Source organism: Paradesulfitobacterium aromaticivorans (genome assembly GCF_054657415.1).
Window position 1 is genome coordinate 1,978,696 of the sequence record NZ_BAAHYT010000010.1, and the last position, 16,629, is coordinate 1,995,324.

General features: G+C 45.6%; 15 protein-coding genes and 1 pseudogene. All 16 read left to right on the forward strand.

The window, feature by feature from the left end:
* Positions 1-37 precede the first annotated feature (37 nt).
* The 16 genes and pseudogenes from ACYQ2N_RS15420 (at position 38) to ACYQ2N_RS15495 (ending at position 16,515) form a co-directional block, all read left to right on the forward strand.
* Positions 38-310, forward strand: coding sequence for a type II toxin-antitoxin system Phd/YefM family antitoxin (locus ACYQ2N_RS15420; RefSeq protein WP_460000156.1), 273 nt, complete (start codon positions 38-40; stop codon positions 308-310).
* On the forward strand, positions 297-599 hold the full coding sequence (locus ACYQ2N_RS15425) for a type II toxin-antitoxin system RelE/ParE family toxin (protein WP_460000158.1): 303 nt from the start codon (positions 297-299) through the stop codon (positions 597-599). Before ACYQ2N_RS15420 ends, ACYQ2N_RS15425 begins: the two co-directional genes overlap by 14 nt.
* Positions 600-619: 20 nt before the next feature.
* On the forward strand, positions 620-1,711 hold the full coding sequence (locus ACYQ2N_RS15430) for a cache domain-containing protein (RefSeq protein WP_460000159.1): 1,092 nt from the start codon (positions 620-622) through the stop codon (positions 1,709-1,711).
* A 344-nt stretch (positions 1,712-2,055) separates the two neighbouring features.
* A complete protein-coding gene (gene fdnG, locus ACYQ2N_RS15435; RefSeq protein WP_460000160.1) occupies positions 2,056-5,103 on the forward strand; it encodes a formate dehydrogenase-N subunit alpha in 3,048 nt (1,015 codons plus the stop codon).
* A 1-nt stretch (position 5,104) separates the two neighbouring features.
* The gene (locus ACYQ2N_RS15440; protein WP_460000161.1) at positions 5,105-5,923 is read left to right on the forward strand and encodes a 4Fe-4S dicluster domain-containing protein; all 819 of its coding nucleotides are present in this window, start codon (positions 5,105-5,107) and stop codon (positions 5,921-5,923) included.
* Positions 5,923-6,621: a formate dehydrogenase subunit gamma gene (locus tag ACYQ2N_RS15445; RefSeq protein WP_460000162.1), complete on the forward strand. Its 699-nt coding sequence runs from the start codon at positions 5,923-5,925 to the stop codon at positions 6,619-6,621. Before ACYQ2N_RS15440 ends, ACYQ2N_RS15445 begins: the two co-directional genes overlap by 1 nt.
* A gap of 188 nt (positions 6,622-6,809) precedes the next feature.
* On the forward strand, positions 6,810-7,592 hold the full coding sequence (locus ACYQ2N_RS15450) for a formate dehydrogenase accessory protein FdhE (RefSeq protein WP_460000163.1): 783 nt from the start codon (positions 6,810-6,812) through the stop codon (positions 7,590-7,592).
* A 191-nt stretch (positions 7,593-7,783) separates the two neighbouring features.
* Positions 7,784-8,047: a type II toxin-antitoxin system Phd/YefM family antitoxin gene (locus tag ACYQ2N_RS15455; RefSeq protein ID WP_460000165.1), complete on the forward strand. Its 264-nt coding sequence runs from the start codon at positions 7,784-7,786 to the stop codon at positions 8,045-8,047.
* Complete coding sequence (locus tag ACYQ2N_RS15460; RefSeq protein ID WP_460000167.1) at positions 8,040-8,348, forward strand: type II toxin-antitoxin system RelE/ParE family toxin; 309 nt, start codon at positions 8,040-8,042, stop codon at positions 8,346-8,348. The genes ACYQ2N_RS15455 and ACYQ2N_RS15460 overlap by 8 nt, the downstream gene beginning before the upstream one ends.
* A gap of 208 nt (positions 8,349-8,556) precedes the next feature.
* Positions 8,557-9,633: a Fic family protein gene (locus ACYQ2N_RS15465; protein WP_460000168.1), complete on the forward strand. Its 1,077-nt coding sequence runs from the start codon at positions 8,557-8,559 to the stop codon at positions 9,631-9,633.
* Positions 9,634-9,729: 96 nt separating this feature from the next.
* Positions 9,730-10,491: pseudogene (locus ACYQ2N_RS15470) on the forward strand (HsdM family class I SAM-dependent methyltransferase); the annotation flags it as partial.
* Complete coding sequence (locus tag ACYQ2N_RS15475) at positions 10,484-11,638, forward strand: restriction endonuclease subunit S (RefSeq protein ID WP_460000169.1); 1,155 nt, start codon at positions 10,484-10,486, stop codon at positions 11,636-11,638. The pseudogene ACYQ2N_RS15470 and the gene ACYQ2N_RS15475, both read left to right, overlap by 8 nt.
* An 85-nt stretch (positions 11,639-11,723) precedes the next feature.
* Positions 11,724-12,578 carry a KilA-N domain-containing protein gene (locus ACYQ2N_RS15480; protein ID WP_460000170.1) on the forward strand — a complete coding sequence of 285 codons (855 nt, stop codon included), beginning with the start codon at positions 11,724-11,726 and terminating at the stop codon, positions 12,576-12,578.
* A gap of 15 nt (positions 12,579-12,593) precedes the next feature.
* Entirely contained in the window at positions 12,594-14,597 is a 2,004-nt protein-coding gene (locus ACYQ2N_RS15485) for a DEAD/DEAH box helicase family protein (protein ID WP_460000171.1), read from the forward strand.
* A 24-nt stretch (positions 14,598-14,621) separates the two neighbouring features.
* Entirely contained in the window at positions 14,622-15,941 is a 1,320-nt protein-coding gene (locus ACYQ2N_RS15490) for a type I restriction-modification enzyme R subunit C-terminal domain-containing protein (RefSeq protein ID WP_460000172.1), read from the forward strand.
* Between the two features lie 211 nt (positions 15,942-16,152).
* Positions 16,153-16,515 carry a YccF domain-containing protein gene (locus ACYQ2N_RS15495; RefSeq protein WP_460000174.1) on the forward strand — a complete coding sequence of 121 codons (363 nt, stop codon included), beginning with the start codon at positions 16,153-16,155 and terminating at the stop codon, positions 16,513-16,515.
* Positions 16,516-16,629 lie beyond the last annotated feature (114 nt).

Sequence of the window (16,629 nt, forward strand, 5' to 3'; positions counted from 1 at the left end):
ATAAATGCGCGGATATTGAGAATTGGAAGTGAGGAATATGCCAAAGATTCGTCCTATTTCGGATTTGCGCAATAATGCCAACGAGATTTCTGAGTTCTGTCACAGTGAGCGTGAGCCAGTGTTTATTACCAAGAACGGCACGGGCGACATGGTTGTGATGAGTATAGAATTTTATGAGCGTCAACAGGCTTTAATCGAGCTTTATAGCAAGTTGTTTGAAGCTGAGGTAGAGATTGCAAACGGTGCGGAAGGAAAGGATTTCTTTGAAGTGGCCGAAAAGCTGAGGCCTTATGTTCATGGAAAAGTATAACCTGCGGATATTTCCCGCGGCCGAACGAGATTTGCAGGAGATTACTGATTATCTAAATGAACTTTCGCCGCAGGCCGCTTTTAAACTCTATGATGAAATTGTAGATAGCATCGGTTCTCTTCAGCAAATGCCAAAGCGTTGTCCACTAATAAAGAATACCATCCTGCGAATGAAAGGATATCGCATGCTGGCCGTAGAGAATTATGTGGTGTTTTATGTTGTGAGCGGCGATACCGTGCAAATACGGCGCATACTTTTTGGCCGCAGGCAGTATGAATTTTTCCTATGAGAAAATCGGGGTGAATTTGAATGCGTTCGCTCAAAGTACAAATCCTGGCCTTACTACTCGGAGCACTCTTGCTCTTGTCGGGGAGTTTTATGGCCGTTTTGGGCTGGCATATGAAAGATCGTGCCGAGGCTACGGCTCTAATAAAAGCGAAAACCGATCTGGCGACTTGCTCGGAGATTGTGGAACGCACCTATCCAGGGTTATGGCGGGTCCAGGATGGCCTCTTGTACAAAGGGGAGCAAGAGATTACCAATAATACTCAGTTAGTCGACCATCTGGCAGCACTGACCGGGGATACAGTCACCTTCTTTCTCGGGGATACTCGGGTGGCTACTACTGTTCGTGGGCCGAACGGGGACAGAGCGACAGGTACTAAAGTATCTGATCCGGTAGCCCAGATGGTCTTAAAAAACGGGCAGACCTATTTAGGCCAAGCCAATGTTGTCGGGCAGATCTATCGGACAGCTTATGAGCCGCTTAGGGCTCAAAACGGGACCATCATTGGCATGTTTTATGTTGGCGTATCCCATAGTTTTGAGCAAGAGATGGTAGGATCCCTATCTAATATGGGCCTTATCGGTGGAATCCTGACGCTCTTGGTTGCGCTTTTGGGCTGGTTCTTTGTCCAAAAAGTCATTATTAGGCCCCTGCACAAGGTTGCGTTGGGTACCCGCGATGTAGCCACCGGCCACGTTACTCAAAAACTGGATATTTCGGGGCCAAAGGAGATTGGCGAACTGACCGGCGCCTTTAACCAAATGGTCGAGCGCTTGGAAACCATGGCAGAACTGAAGGATTTGAACCCCTTGGAGCAGGCACCGGTCGATCAGGAAACGGTCAGTAATGTCCTGAATGAAGAGGGCTGTATCGGGCCCGAGGGTCTACCCAAAGGGCTGAATGTTTCCACCCTGAAACAGATTGTTGTTTTCTTGCAAGGGCTCTCCGTGCCCGTCTCGGCAGAGACAGTGGCTGAGGGGGTAAAGCTCACCCGCGTTACCGTAAGGCGCTACTTGGAGTTTCTCGAACAATGCGGGATGCTGAAAGGCGAATTGAAATACGGCGCCGTGGGTCGGCCTGTTAAACTATATAGTATGACAAGCCTAAAACCATGAACCGTCGAATAACTTATTCTTCGTAAATCATTTGAAGTTACAAAAAGATATTATGAATATTGGGCATTGGCCTGGGGATGGATTCCCTGGGCTATTTTTGTCTCTTTTTATTGCTTACATCTTGATTTCTCTCAGGCACTCAGTTATTTACGTAATTTACATAATTCCTTTCTTTATTTGCATTAAGTTCGCAATAGTGACAGAGAAAGAGATTACGGTTTAAGATGAGTCTGCAGTATTTTTTGAAAATTCGGGCTTTGTGAAATCCAATGCTAATTTATGATTCGTATTGATAACTGGCTCGAACACAAGAATTCGCATGACTATGAAGGAGGAATACGGAGATGGATATGTCACGCCGCAGTTTTTTGAAGATGAGCGGAATCTCTGTGGCAGCATTAGCAACAGGCCTAGGCCTTGATCCTGCGGTCGCCCAGGCCAAAGGATATTCCTTGCGGATTGAAGGCAGCAAGACTATCCCGAGCATCTGCCATTTTTGTTCGGGCGGATGCGGCATGCTTTTGTATGTCAAGGATGGTGAGCTCATTCACTTGGAGGGAGATCCGGATCATCCCACGAATGAGGGCACCCTGTGTCCTAAAGCTGCAAGTTTGCGCAGCGTCGCTTATTCTAGCGAGCGTTTAACAAAACCTCGCCGCAGGGCACCCGGGGCCAAGGATTGGGAGGAGATCTCCTGGGAAGATGCGCTGGAACGCGTGGCTAAAAAGGTAAAAGAGGTTCGGGATGCTTCGTGGAAGGACTCCGAATCCATTGTCAATGCGAGTACAGGCTTAGCGCAGAATTATTTAGTCCGTCGGGCGGAAGGCATTGCCTTTCTCGGCTCGGCTGAAGTCGATAATGAAGAATCCTATCTCATCAGCAAGTTCTGCAGGGTGCTCGGCGTGCCCTATAACGAACATCAGGCCCGTATATGACACGCCCCCACGGTGGCAAGTTTGTCACCTTCTTTCGGTCGCGGAGCTATGACAAATTCCTGGTCTGACTTACAAAACGCGGAAGCCTTCCTTATCGCGGGCAGCAATTGTGCCGAGAACCATCCGATCGCCATGCGCTGGATCAACCGGGCCAAAGCCAAAGGCGCCAAGATCATTGTCGTTGATCCCCGTTTTACTCGCACCGCCAGCAAAGCTGATTTGTTTGCGCAAATTCGGCCCGGCACCGATATCGCTTATCTGGGTGCCATTATCAACTATATTTTGACTAACAAACTTTATGATGAGGCCTATGTCCTCCATTATACCAATGCCTTACTTAAGGTTGGACAAGGGTTTAAGTTTGATGAAGGACTCTTTTCCGGTTTTGATCCGAAAACCAACAAATATGCCGTAGATTCCTGGGGTTATCAGTTAGGGCCGGATAATAAGCCTTTAGCTGCTGCTAGCCTGGAGGATGCGGATACGGTTTTTACCAAGCTGAAAGCACATTATTCCCGTTATACCTTTGAAACGGCCGAGAAGATCACGGGGATTCCGGCCAGCAAAATCAAGGAGATCGCGGACACGTTCTGCAAGGCCAAGCCAGGTACGATTCTCTATGCCTTGGGCATGACCCAGCATACAACTGCGGTGCAAGGAATTCGCGCCTATGCCATCATCCAGCTTCTTCTGGGGAACATCGGCAAAGCGGGTGGCGGTGTCAATGCCTTGCGCGGCGAACCGAATGTTCAAGGTTCAACTGACATGGCCAATCTCTTTAACAACCTGCCTGGATACCTTCCGTCCCCGATCAGCACGGACAAAACCCTGCGGGATTATTTAATGCGCAACGGTTCGATTCAGGAAAAACCGCTGGTCGCGCTCTTGAAGGCATGGTATGGAGAAAACGCCAACAAGAATAATGATTTTGGCTTTAACTACCTGCCAAAACTCAACCCTGCAACCAATGCGACGATGGTTAAAGTCTTTGAGCTCATGCAAAAAGGCCAGTTCAAGCTGCTCTTTAACGTCGGTTCCAATTCCTTGGTTTCCATCGCCAACCGTCAGTTAGTTCGCTCGGCGCTGGCAAAGCTCGACATGATGGTTGTTTCCGATATCTTTGAGATTGAAACGGCGCAGTTTTGGCGTGAACCCGGAGTAAACCCAGCCGAGATCCAGACGGAGGTGATCATGTTCCCGGCCGCTTTTGTCTACGAAAAGGACGGCTCACTGACGAACTCGTCTCGCTGGATTCAATGGAAAGAGGCTGCAATTAAACCTCTCGGCGAAGCAAAAGCCGATCTTGATATGCTTGATGCTGTCTTCAAGAAGGTGCGCCAGCTCTATGCAGGGAGCACCGACCCGAAAGATGAACCGATTTTGAAAGCGCGCTGGGATTACGGTGAGGAACCCAAAGCGTTAAAAGTTCTTCAGGAAATTAACGGGTATGACGAAACAACAGGCAAACTCCTACCAACGTTGGCTGATTACTTGAAAGCCCCGGTAGGATCCGTCTCCACGGGCTGTTGGATTTATGCCGGGGTCACGGGCAACGGAAATTTAGCGGCTCGCCGCGGGAATGCCGATCCCTCAGGCTTGGGATTATTTAACAACTGGTCTTTCGCCTGGCCTGGGAATATCCGGATTCTTTATAATCGTGCTTCTTGCGATGTGTCAGGACAACCCGTTGATCCGAAACGCAAGTTGGTCTGGTGGGATCCGGCGAAAAACCTGTGGGTGGGCAATGATGGCCCTGATGTCGTGGATAAAACGAAAGGCCCGGATACTCCGGAAGGAAAACAATCGTTCCGGATGAATCCGGAAGGACTGGGCCGCTTGTTTGCTGCTAAATATATGAGCGGCTTACCCAGTACGCCGCCTCAAGACGGACTTCCTGCCGTGGGCGTTCGCCCGGCAGGCCTATGTGTGGATGGCCCGTTACCCGAGTTCTATGAACCCACGGAAAGCCCAACCTTAAACCTCTTGCATCCTAAAGTTTCCGAAAATCCAGTCGCCCTGGTTCCCAGTGCTTTCCCAGACATTCAGAAACGGGGCAAGGCGGAAGATTTCCCCTATGTTCTCACCACGTATGCCGTTGTCGAGCATTTCTGTGCGGGCGGAATCACACGCAACATTCCCTGGCTCAATGAACTGATGCCGGAACCTTTCGCAGAGATTAGCAAGGGGCTGGCCCGGCACATCGGGGCTAAAGACGGTGATAAAGTGGAGGTATCCTCCGCGCGGGGACAAGTCATCGTACGCTGCCTGGTAACAGACCGTATCCAGACTTATCAAGTGAATGGCAAAAACACGGAAACCATTGGCATGCCCTGGAGTTGGGGATTTGCCTCATTAAGCCCGGGGCCGAGCACGAATGAATTGACCATTGCTTCTCTGGACCCAGGGGCAGGGACTCCGGAGACCAAAGTCTGCTTGGCTAACATAAGGAGGGCTTAAGATGGCGCAGAAGATGGTATTGGTGGATACGTCCAAATGTACCGGATGCAAGGCATGCACCGTTGCCTGTAAGGAATGGAATGAGCTACCCGCTGAAAAAACGCAGTTAGTGACAAGCTACCAGACTATGAAGGATTTTAGCCCGTTAAGCTGGACATACCTGACCTTTGTTGAAAAGTACGAAAACAACCAAATGCACTGGTACATGCGCAAAGCCCAATGTTTCCACTGTGCTGATCCAGCCTGCTTAAAGGCTTGTTCTTCTAAGGCAATTTCCAAGACCGAAAGCGGCTATGTGGTCATCAATCAGGACAAATGCATTGGTTGCGGGTACTGCGTGGACAACTGTCCGTTCGGAGTGCCCAAAGTGGATGAGGCCCGGAAAAAGGCGTCAAAGTGCACCGGGTGCATCGATCGCGTGGAAAACAATCTCAAACCGGCCTGTGTTCAAACCTGTCAGCCTGGCGCCTTAGAATTTGGTGACCGGACAACCCTGATGGCCAAGGCCCATACACGTCTGGCCGAAGTGAAAAAGGAGCATCCGAAAGCTCAGATCTACGGGGAGAAGGAAATGGGAGGAACAACCTTCGTCTACCTCTTGCTCGATCAGCCGGAGGTTTACGGGCTTCCGGCTAATCCGGCAATCCCGCTCTCGCTCACCCTCTGGAAAGATGTTATTCGTCCGGTTGGTTCCGTAGCTGTTGGCGGAGCGGCTGCCGCTGTGGTTATAGGTCTCCTGGGTAATCTCTTTAAGGGTGCTTACCACTCCCAGGGAGAGGATGCCGTCTCTGAAAAGAATGTGAAGGGAGGAAAACGCTAATGTCACAACCACAGCTTAAGGAAAAACCTGAACTAAAGCACCTGGAAGCAGAGAGGGTTCTGCGCTTTACTTCAGGAGAACGAATAAGCCACTGGGTTCACGCCATCTCCTTTTTCCTTCTTTTGTTTACGGGACTGGGCATCTTGAGTCTATCCTTCCGTCCAGCGTTGGGGGTTATTGGCGGGGTGCAGGTGGCCCGCGGGGTTCATCGCCTAACGGCTCTCGTATTTGTGGTCGGAGTGGGTTCAATGTTTTTCCTCGGAAATCCACGCTACCACTGGGAATGGTTAAAATCCGCCTTCCACTTCGAAAAGGCGGATTGGCAGCATATTGCGGCATTCCCCAAAGAATTCTTCGGCGGGCATGGGGAGTATCCGGCTCAGGGCAAATTCAACGGGGGCGAAAAGATCAACTCCTTACTCACAATCTTTGGCTCGGTGTTCATTACCTTAAGCGGATTTGTTATGTGGTTCAACACCGCCTTTCCTCCGGCTCTGGTACGTTGGGCTTATCCCGTTCATGACTTAGCGATGTTCGTCATGACAGCTGCTGTGATCGGGCACATGTACCTTGGCCTTCTTCACCCCGACTCGCGGGCATCAATTTATGGCATGCTCAATGGCTATGTTTCATCGAAGTTTGCTAAGGCCCACCATGCGGCTTGGTATGAAGAAGTCAAGAAGCAACGTGGCATGTAAGCTTTTCGGAAGCGGTTGACGCTATATCTAACAACTTAGATGTTAGATATAGCTGTACCCTGCCACGGCCGAAAAACCTTAGAACAGGCACACGATAGTCGTATGTTTGGCACATTTGTAGATTAAACTAAGTAAGATTGTTTGAGGTTTATGGAAAAATTTTTGGTAGAAGGAGCCGGAGTACAACCATGAAAGACGAGAGTGAGTCCTTACAGTCCAAGGCAAGGGAAGATCATCTCGCCTTGGAAGTTGATGTACAGTTAGAGGCAGCTGAAAAGGTATACCATATCTTACAAGAAGGCATACGGGAATGGCAGGAAGAAGAACACCCTGCCCTTACGGAGTGGACGCCGAAGTTTTCTTCCAGGCCCTATTTCACGCTGGGCGATCTGCCCGAAGGGCCGGTACTGGAACTTTGGCAGAGACTTAACGAATGTATTGGCGTTCAAGTCTCTCCCGAAGCCTTAGCTAAGGACATTAGGGAATTTAAAGAGGGGCGGAATCTGCCGGATCAGGAAATGCTCACTCGTCTCTCCTTCGCCTTTTCCGGTGTGGCCGGGTGGTTGCGCAAGCGCTTGCCTGAAACAGCGCTCCATGCCGCAGAGGAGGGATGGCAGCAGGCCGTTTGCCCGGTCTGTGGCGAAGACACACGCCTCAGTCTCCTGATCCCACCTGTCGGCAAACGTGAACTCTACTGCCGAATATGTGGACATACCTGGCCTGGCAAAAGGGTCGGATGCATCATCTGTGGAAGTGAAAACGCCTCCAGCCAAACCTATCTCCATTCTCCAGAGTTCCCCGGGCTAGAAATAGTCGTGTGCGAGGAATGCGGAGAGTATTTCAAGGAGATCGACCTACGCACCCGGAGTACCGAAGACTTGGTCTGGGAGGATGTACGAACCTTACCGCTCAACTACGCTGCCGAACAGTGGCTCGCTAAGCAGGCCAGTGAGAAAGGGAGCCTACAGTAGAAAGTAACCAAGCACCGGGATGATCCATAGTAAGAAAAAGGCTCACAAACCAGAGAAAAACATACAGGCCGCTCCTTATGGAGCGGCTTTTTATATGGCAACTTGATTAAAGAAAAATACAGGGAAAATGTTTATAATTCTGCAGAATTATCGTATAATAATAGCAGAATAATTAATGCGAGGTGATTATTATGATTATCAAGTCTTCAACAACACTTAGAAACGATTATGGTGCTATATCATCCCTTGCACATGAGGTGGAAGAGCCTATCTATATTACAAAAAATGGCGAGGGTGACCTTGTTGTTATGAGCATTCAAGCCTTTGAGAAAAGAGAACAAATATTAAAGCTGCGCTCAAAGATAGCGATAGCGGAGCAATCAAGATTGTCGGGAGAGGCTACTATTACTTTAGACGAAGCAAGGAAACGTCTGGAGGAAAAGTATAATGGCTAAATTCAGGCTGGAGATTTTATCACCTGCTTGGAAGGAACTTGATGAGATTGCAAGCTATCATTTGCTTGTGGTGGGTTCTGCTTCAGCAAGGAAAATAACTGATAAAATACTTGATGCACTTGCTGGACTTGAGGATTTTCCTTTATCCTGTCCCTATGCACCAGATGTTGAACTTAAAAATGGTGACTACAGAATGCTGGTGTGCGACAAATATGTATGCATTTATAGACTAATTGGCGAAGTTGTTTATGTTTATCATATAGCACATGGAGCAACGGAATATTCGAAGCTATTTAAGTAAAAGCACAAAGCCCTTAAAACACTCAGCATGCTACAAATGTGTGCGGCAGTATTACCGGCTAATGCGACTATCCCAGATGTAGCCTGGAACCGACGTCCAAAAACTACCCATGTTATTTACACATAGGTAGTTTTATTGCATTATATACCTATATTCGATTGACGTAAGTAAAAAATGGTAATATTATACCTATATGGAGGTACGTGCAATGTGCAAGTATAAATTACCTATGCTGCCACCCAATATTGACTTAGAAACAAAAGCGGTGCTAAAACAATTAGCAAGAGCGAATAGGGCGTTGGCTGAACTGAAGGGTTATGCAGACACAATTCCTAACAAGCACATTTTGATCAATGCAGTTATGATTAACGAGGCCAAGGATAGCTCGGCTATTGAAAACATTATTACAACGCATGATGATTTATATAAAGCAATGAGTGATGCAAGCAGAGCGAGTTCTGCAGCAAAAGAAGTGGTTAGCTACAGGACGGCTTTGTGGTTTGGATATGAGCAGGTTAAAGCTCGTGAAATGCTAACAACGAATATGATTGTAGAGATACAAGGATTAACAGAAAAAAATCGGGCTGGCATTAGAAAGCTGCCCGGTAATGTTTTATTGAACGAAAGAACCGGAGAAACGGTCTATACTCCACCCTCCGGTGAAGATGAGATCAGAACCCTTCTTAGCAATCTCGAAAGATACATTAACGAGGACTTTGACGACATTGACCCGCTGATAAAGCTTGCAATTATTCATTACCAGTTTGAGAGCATTCATCCCTTTTATGACGGCAATGGCAGAACAGGCAGAATAATTAATGTACTTTACTTGGTGTTAAAGGAGTTGCTCGATAGCCCAATCCTATATTTGAGCAGTTATATCATTCGGAATAAATCTGCATATTATAAGCTTTTGCAGGAAGTTAGAACCGAGGAAAACTGGGAGGAATGGATTGTCTACATTCTTACCGGAATAGAGGAAACTGCCGAGGAAACATTAAACCTTGTCAAAAGAATCAATGCGGAAGTTGAAGTCATGAGTGCTGAAATTAAAGAGAAGCTTCCTAAAATATATTCTAAGGAGCTGATTGATTTATTATTCCATGAGTTTTACACAAAAATTGTCTATATTGAAAACGGTTTATCAGTTTCAAGGAAAACTGCAGTCAATTACCTTACTGCCCTTGAAAACGAAGGCTTCCTGACTTCTGAAAAAATCGGCAAACAGCGAATTTATCAGAACAAGAGGTTGTATGATCTGGTTAAGTATACAATCTCCCCATAGCTGAAGCCAAGGGTATGCGGCTTAAGTCTTTAGTCTTTAGTCAAAACGATCTACGACGTGGCTTGTGCTACGGGTGGCATGTTTACTGTGGCCAAGTTGCGTCTTTCCGCCATGAACCTGATGCTCCATTCGATTACCCAGCCCCATATCAACTATGTGGATAGCGTTTCCAAGCAGAACAGTTTTTCTTCCGCTGATGATATTGTCCTGGCTAACCCACCCTTTACCGGTACCGTGGATGCCGAGAGCATCAACGATAACTTAAAGGCAGTCTGCGACACCAAAAAGACCGAGCTATTATTTGTGGCACTCTTTTTACGGATGCTCCGCAAGGGCGGACGTTGCTCGTGTATTGTGCCAGATGGTGTTTTATTTGGCACGACCAAGGCCCACAAAGCCCTGCGCCAAGAGCTGGTAGAAAACCATCAACTACAGGCGGTTATCTCCATGCCCAGCGGTGTATTTAAACCGTATGCAGGGGTTAGCACTGCCGTTCTTGTGTTTACCAAAACAGGCGCAGGCGGCACCGACAAGGTTTGGTTTTACGATATGAAAGCCGATGGCTTTTCTTTAGATGACAAACGTTCTGCCATTGAAGCTAATGATATTCCGGATATACTTGCCCGTTTTCATAATTTTGGGGGTGAAGTGGATCGTAAGCCAACCAAGCAGAGCTTTTTTGTGGACAAGTTCGCCATTGAAGCCAATGACTATGATTTATCCATCAACCGCTATAAAGAGGTTGTTTATGAAAAGGTGGTTTATGATGCGCCAGCGGTGATTATAAATCGCCTGGATAAGCTAAGCATTGATATTGCTTCCAAGATGGATGAGTTGAGGGGGCTTATTGGTGAGTAAGTGGGAAATGGTAAAGTTGGGGGATGTGGCTACTTATATAAATGGTTTTGCGTTCAAACCTGATCAGTGGACAGATAAGGGGCTTCCAATTATAAGAATTCAAAATTTAAACAACGAAGAAGCTGCTTTCAATTATTATGATAAGAGGATTGCCGAGAAGTATCTTGTAGATAATGGAGATATCTTAATTTCTTGGTTTGCAAGTCTTGGCGTGTTTAAATGGACTAGGGGTAAAGCATACCTAAATCAACATATCTTTAAAGTAGTATTTGATAAAATCGAAGTAGACAAAGACTTCTTCGTTTATGCAGTTGGTAGAATGTTAAACGAAATGGGAAGACAAACGCATGGTTCAACTATGAAACATATTACTAAGGGAAACTTTGATAACATGCTGTTTATTTTCCCGCCTATTGAAACCCAAAAACAAATTGCCACAACCTTAGACACTGCCGCAGAACTGCTTGCCATGCGCAGACAGCAGCTTGCAGAGCTGGACAACCTTATTAAATCCATCTTTTACGATATGTTCGGCGACCCTGTAACAAATGAAAAGGGATGGGAAGTTCAAAAATTGATGGATATTACCACTAAAATTGGTTCTGGTGCTACCCCAAAAGGCGGAAAAGAAAGTTATAAAGATGAAGGTATTAGTCTGATTAGAAGTATGAACGTACATAATGGTAAATTTAAGTATGAGCAATTAGCATATCTGGATGATGAGCAAGCTAAACAGTTAGAAAATGTAATAGTGAAAGAAAACGATGTATTAATAAATATAACAGGAGCATCTGTTGCACGTTCATGTATTGTTCCAAATGATGTACTTCCTGCAAGGGTTAATCAACACGTTTCAATCGTAAGATTAAAGCCAGGAAAGGCAACCTCAGAATATATAAACAATATGTTTACGAGTAGCAGTTATCAAATTTACCTTTTATCAATTGGTGGGGCTGGTGGGGCAACACGGGAAGCTATTACTAAACAACAGATTGAACAATTAGTTATTCCACTACCATCCCACTCTCTCCAAACCCAGTTCGCTGAAATCGTCACCAAAATTGAAGAGCAAAAAGCGTTTGTGAAAAACGCGATCGATGAAACTCAATACCTCTTTGATAGCTTAATGAGCGAGTATTTTGAGTAGGCCCACTCGAATTGATAGAAGCAGGAAATACAGCTTCCATATGGAATTAACATATAAGTGGTATAATGTGGGGAGGTCAATGGGGATGGATAAAAATAATCTAAAAGCGTTTATTAATGCCAACGGTACAAAGATTGCCATACTTTCTAGTGGGACCGAAAATGACTACATCTCATTGACTGATATTGCCCGATATAAAAGCGAGGATCCAAGTGCGGTTATTCAAAATTGGATGAGAAACAGAGATACCATAGAATTTCTGGGTTTATGGGAGCAACTTAACAATCTTAATTTTAAACCCCTCGAATTCGAGGGGTTTAAAAATCAGGCAGGAGCGAATTCTTTTGTTCTTTCTCCGCAAAAATGGATTGCCAATACAAATGCAATCGGGATCATCTCAAAATCCGGAAGATATGGCGGCACTTTCGCCCATAAAGATATTGCCTTTGAGTTTGCATCTTGGGTATCCGCGGAATTTAAGCTGTATATCATTAAGGACTATCAACGGTTAAAAGCAGAAGAAAACAGTAGATTGTCTTTGAACTGGAATCTGAATCGTACGCTTTCTAAAATCAATTATAAGATACATACGGACGCTATAAAGAAGAACTTGATTCCGGAAAATGTATCCAAGAAGCATGCGGGGATTACTTATGCAACAGAAGCGGATCTGCTTAATGTTGCGTTATTTGGAAAGACGGCCAAAGAATGGCGCACGGAAAACCCGGATTTAGACGGCAATATTAGGGATTATGCAACCTTGCAGCAGCTAATTGTACTCGCTAACTTAGAGAACCTGAATGCTGAATTTATTAAACAAGGATTGTCGCAGAGGGAGCGTTTACTTAAACTTAATGAGATTGCCATAGAGCAATTACGGTCTTTAATAGATAATCCGAGTGTTAAGAACTTAGAAAATTTGGATAAACCTTTGGAATAAGGCGGGGTCGATCGAATGCCTGCAAACTTCGATTTCTTACAGGGGCAAACTGAATTTACCTTATTTGCCGCGGCTTGCACCGAGGCGGAGCGGGTTTTAGCCACATCCCCGGCGATGGCGGCGGTGGGGAGCCGCAAGGCCTTTGAGCTGGCGGTGAAATGGGTGTATGCTGCGGATAACACCATCGCTATGCCCTACAAGGATAATTTGCAGTCGTTGATTCACGAGCCCTCGTTCAAGTTTACCATGGATAACCAGACATGGAGCAAGCTGCCCTATATCATCAAACTGGGCAACCTGGCGGTTCATACAGAAAAAGCGATCAGCCGCAGTGATGCGATTCTGTCCCTTTCCTCTTTATTTGAATTCGTACAGTGGCTTGATTATTGCTATGGTGCAAATTATGAGGAACGTCGCTTTCATGAAGAAAATATCCCTGCGGTAAAGGTAATTCTCGACGAAGCAAAAATCAAAGAAAAAGATAGTCTAATCGAGCAAAAGGATTCTGAAATAGAGGCTCTGCGTGCCAAAATTGCGGCCATGAGCGACCGCTTTACTGCGGACAAAGCGCAGCATAGGGAAGAACGCCGGTTCACACCTGAGGACATTTCGGAATTTCTCACCCGCAAAAAATATATTGATGTGGATTTGAAGCTCTTGGGTTGGGTATTCGGCGATGATGTACGGGAAGAAGTAGAGCTTTACGGTATGCCGAATCATGAGGAAAAAGGCTATGCCGATTATTTACTATATGGTAAAGACGGACTGCCCCTTGCCATTATCGAAGCGAAGCGCACCTCCAAAGATCCGAAGATTGGCACCCATCAGGCCAAGCTCTATGCCGACTGCTTAGAGAAAATGACCGGCAGACGGCCCATGATGTTTACCACCAACGGCTTTGAAACTTATCTGTGGGATGATGTAACCTCTCCCCAGCGCAAGGTGAGCGGCGTATTCTCCAAAGCCGACCTTGAAAAGCTGATGAACCGCCGCAGCGAACGCAAAGTCTTAGATGAAATACCGATTGACGATAAAATTACGGATCGCTACTACCAAAAGGAAGCCATCCGTGCGGTGTGTGAAAATATTATCACAGGCCATAGAAAAGCCTTGCTGGTTATGGCGACAGGCACGGGCAAAACAAGAACAGCCTCCAGTTTAACCGATGTCTTATCCCGTGGCGGATATGTAACAAACACCTTGTTTTTGGCGGATCGAACCGCCTTGGTCAAACAGGCAAAGGACGATTTTAAGAACCATCTGCCGGATATGTCCTTGTGTAATCTGTTAAGCAATAAGGAGGATAAAACGGCCCGCATTGTATTTTCAACCTATCCGACGATGCTTAATGCCATTGACACGGCTAAGAGCGAGGACGGACAGCGGCTGTTTACCCCTGCCCATTTTGATTTGATTGTGGTGGATGAAGCCCACAGAAGTATATTTAAAAAATACCGGACTATTTTTGAGTATTTTGACAGCGTACTGATTGGTTTGACAGCGACTCCCAAGATTGAGGTTGATCGCAACACCTACGACTTTTTTGAGATGGAAAGCGGCGTGCCAACCTTTGCCTATGACTATGAAACCGCTGTGGAGCAAGACCTTGTTTTGGTGCCTTATTATAATATTGAGGTAAAGACCAAGTTCCTGGAGCAGGGCATAACCTATGAGGAACTTTCCGAAGAAGATAAGGCCCGCTATGAAGAGGATTTTACGGATGAAGATGGCGAGATGCCTGACTTTATTCCCTCCCCTGAGATAAATGAAATTATTTTTAACCAGGCTACGGTTGACATGGTGTTGGAAGATTTAATGACCAAGGGTATCAAGGTGGCGGGCGGTGACAGGCTGGGGAAAACCATCATCTTTGCCCAAAACAAAAAACACGCGCAATATATCATCGAGCGTTTTGATAAGCTGTATCCTCAATATCACGGGAGCTTTGCCAAGCGTGTTATTTGCGATGACAGCTATGCGCAGACGATCATTGACGACTTTAAGGTTGCCGAAAAATAGCCCCATATTGCCGTTTCGGTGGATATGCTAGATACAGGAATTGATGTACCGGAGCTTGTCAATTTGGTCTTCTTTAAGCGTGTTCGCTCCAAAACAAAGTTTTGGCAGATGATTGGTCGGGGTACAAGGCTATGCCAAAACCTGTTTGGAGAAGGACAGGATAAAACTCACTTTGCCATTTTTGACTATCTTGGAAACTTTGAGTTCTTCCGTGAGCACAAAGAGGGTTTGCTGGGCAGCGAAACCCAGAGCCTTTCCGAAGCGATCTTTGCCAAGCGGGTGCGCTTGATTCATCACCTCCAGCAATCTGCCTTTATCGACGAGCCCTATCAGTCCATCCGTACTGGGCTGAACGAAACGGTATTACAGCAGATAAAGGTACTGAATACCGAGCTAATTTCGGTAAAAATGCAGCTACAATATATTGAAAAGTATAAAAGTACGGCTGCTTTTGTCTGCCTATCCGATTTGGATAAACATAATCTGATCGCTTTCCTTGCGCCGATTGTCTATATGGATGACACGGACGAGTTTGCCAAACGATTTGACAATTTTATGTATGGTATGATGATTACTCAGATTGAGGGATTGCCACAGTTCAAAAAAGGCAAAAAGCAGCTGATGAACGTCTGTGCTAGTCTTTCTAAGCGTGCTACGATTCCGCAGATCAAAGAAAAGCTGGAGTTTATCAACACCATCGGGACAGACGAGTTTTGGCAGGACTCCGATATTTTGAATTTCGAGAAGGTGCGGATTGAACTGCGCAGTCTGATCAAGTTTATTATAGATGAAGGTGGAAGAAATCCGATCTACACCAATCTTGCCGATGATATTCTTGAAATCAAAGAGGGAGAAGCCTTATATAAGGCCTATGACTTTGAGGATTATAAGCTCAAGGTAAACCGCTATATCGAGCAAAACCGTGACCATGTTGCCATTCATAAGCTGCGCAACAACATGCCCCTTACTGCTTTAGACTACAAAAGCTTGGAGCATATCTTCACCGGGGAACTTGGCACAGCAGAGGATTATAAGCGAGAATTTCAGGATACTCCATTCGGTCTGCTTGTGCGTAAAATTGCCAAGCTGGAATATGAAGCCGCAAGTGCAGCTTTCTCAGAATTTATTAATGACCAGTCCCTCAGCCAGGCCCAGATTGTTTTTGTCAAAAAGGTGATCGATTATATCGTGCAGAACGGGTATATCGAAAATGTATCTGAGCTCATGAAGCCGCCTTTTGACAAACCGCAGAGTTTTATTAAGCTGTTTGATGGCTCCAAACAAAAGAAGATTGTCGAGCTGGTTGCGAAAATTAAGGAGAATGCGGTTAAGACAGTGGGGTAGATTTAGGCTTCTTAAATTGTGATTAGCCACATCCTATTGCAGTCCCTGCTTAAGGAACCAATCCTACATGAAATTTTTGTTAATTCAGGAGGAATATTTAGTAAACGTATTGAATGTTTTACAGTAGAAATATCTGAGGGATTCGAAGACTCGCTTAAAGTAGTTGATCTAACTACCTTTGTATTAGTTGGATGGCATATGGAGGAAGACGATGAATTTTGTTGGTAATATCATTTGGCTATTATTTGGCGGTATCATTGCATCTATTATATGGTTTATAGCAGGTCTGATTTTGTGCGTAACAGTTATTGGTATACCATTTGGAGTTCAATGTTTTAAGATTGCGAAATTTGTATTGTGGCCTTTTGGAAAGGAAATAGAACTCGGTCATTTCGGAGCAGGAGGATTGCTTTTGAATATCATCTGGCTTATATTTTTTGGATGGGAGTTTGCCATAGCTCATCTCGTAATAGGTGCAATATTTTGTATTACAATTATAGGCATACCATTTGGGCTTCAGCATTTTAAATTTGCTAAACTTGGGCTTATACCATTTGGGGCGAAGATACGCTAAATTAGCGCAATGCCACACTAACTTTATACCGAGTATGTCTAAACCAAGTGGTTTCGCCTCGCTATATGGCAGCTTCCAAAGAGTTATAAAGATTTCGTTCTAAGTTATATTATA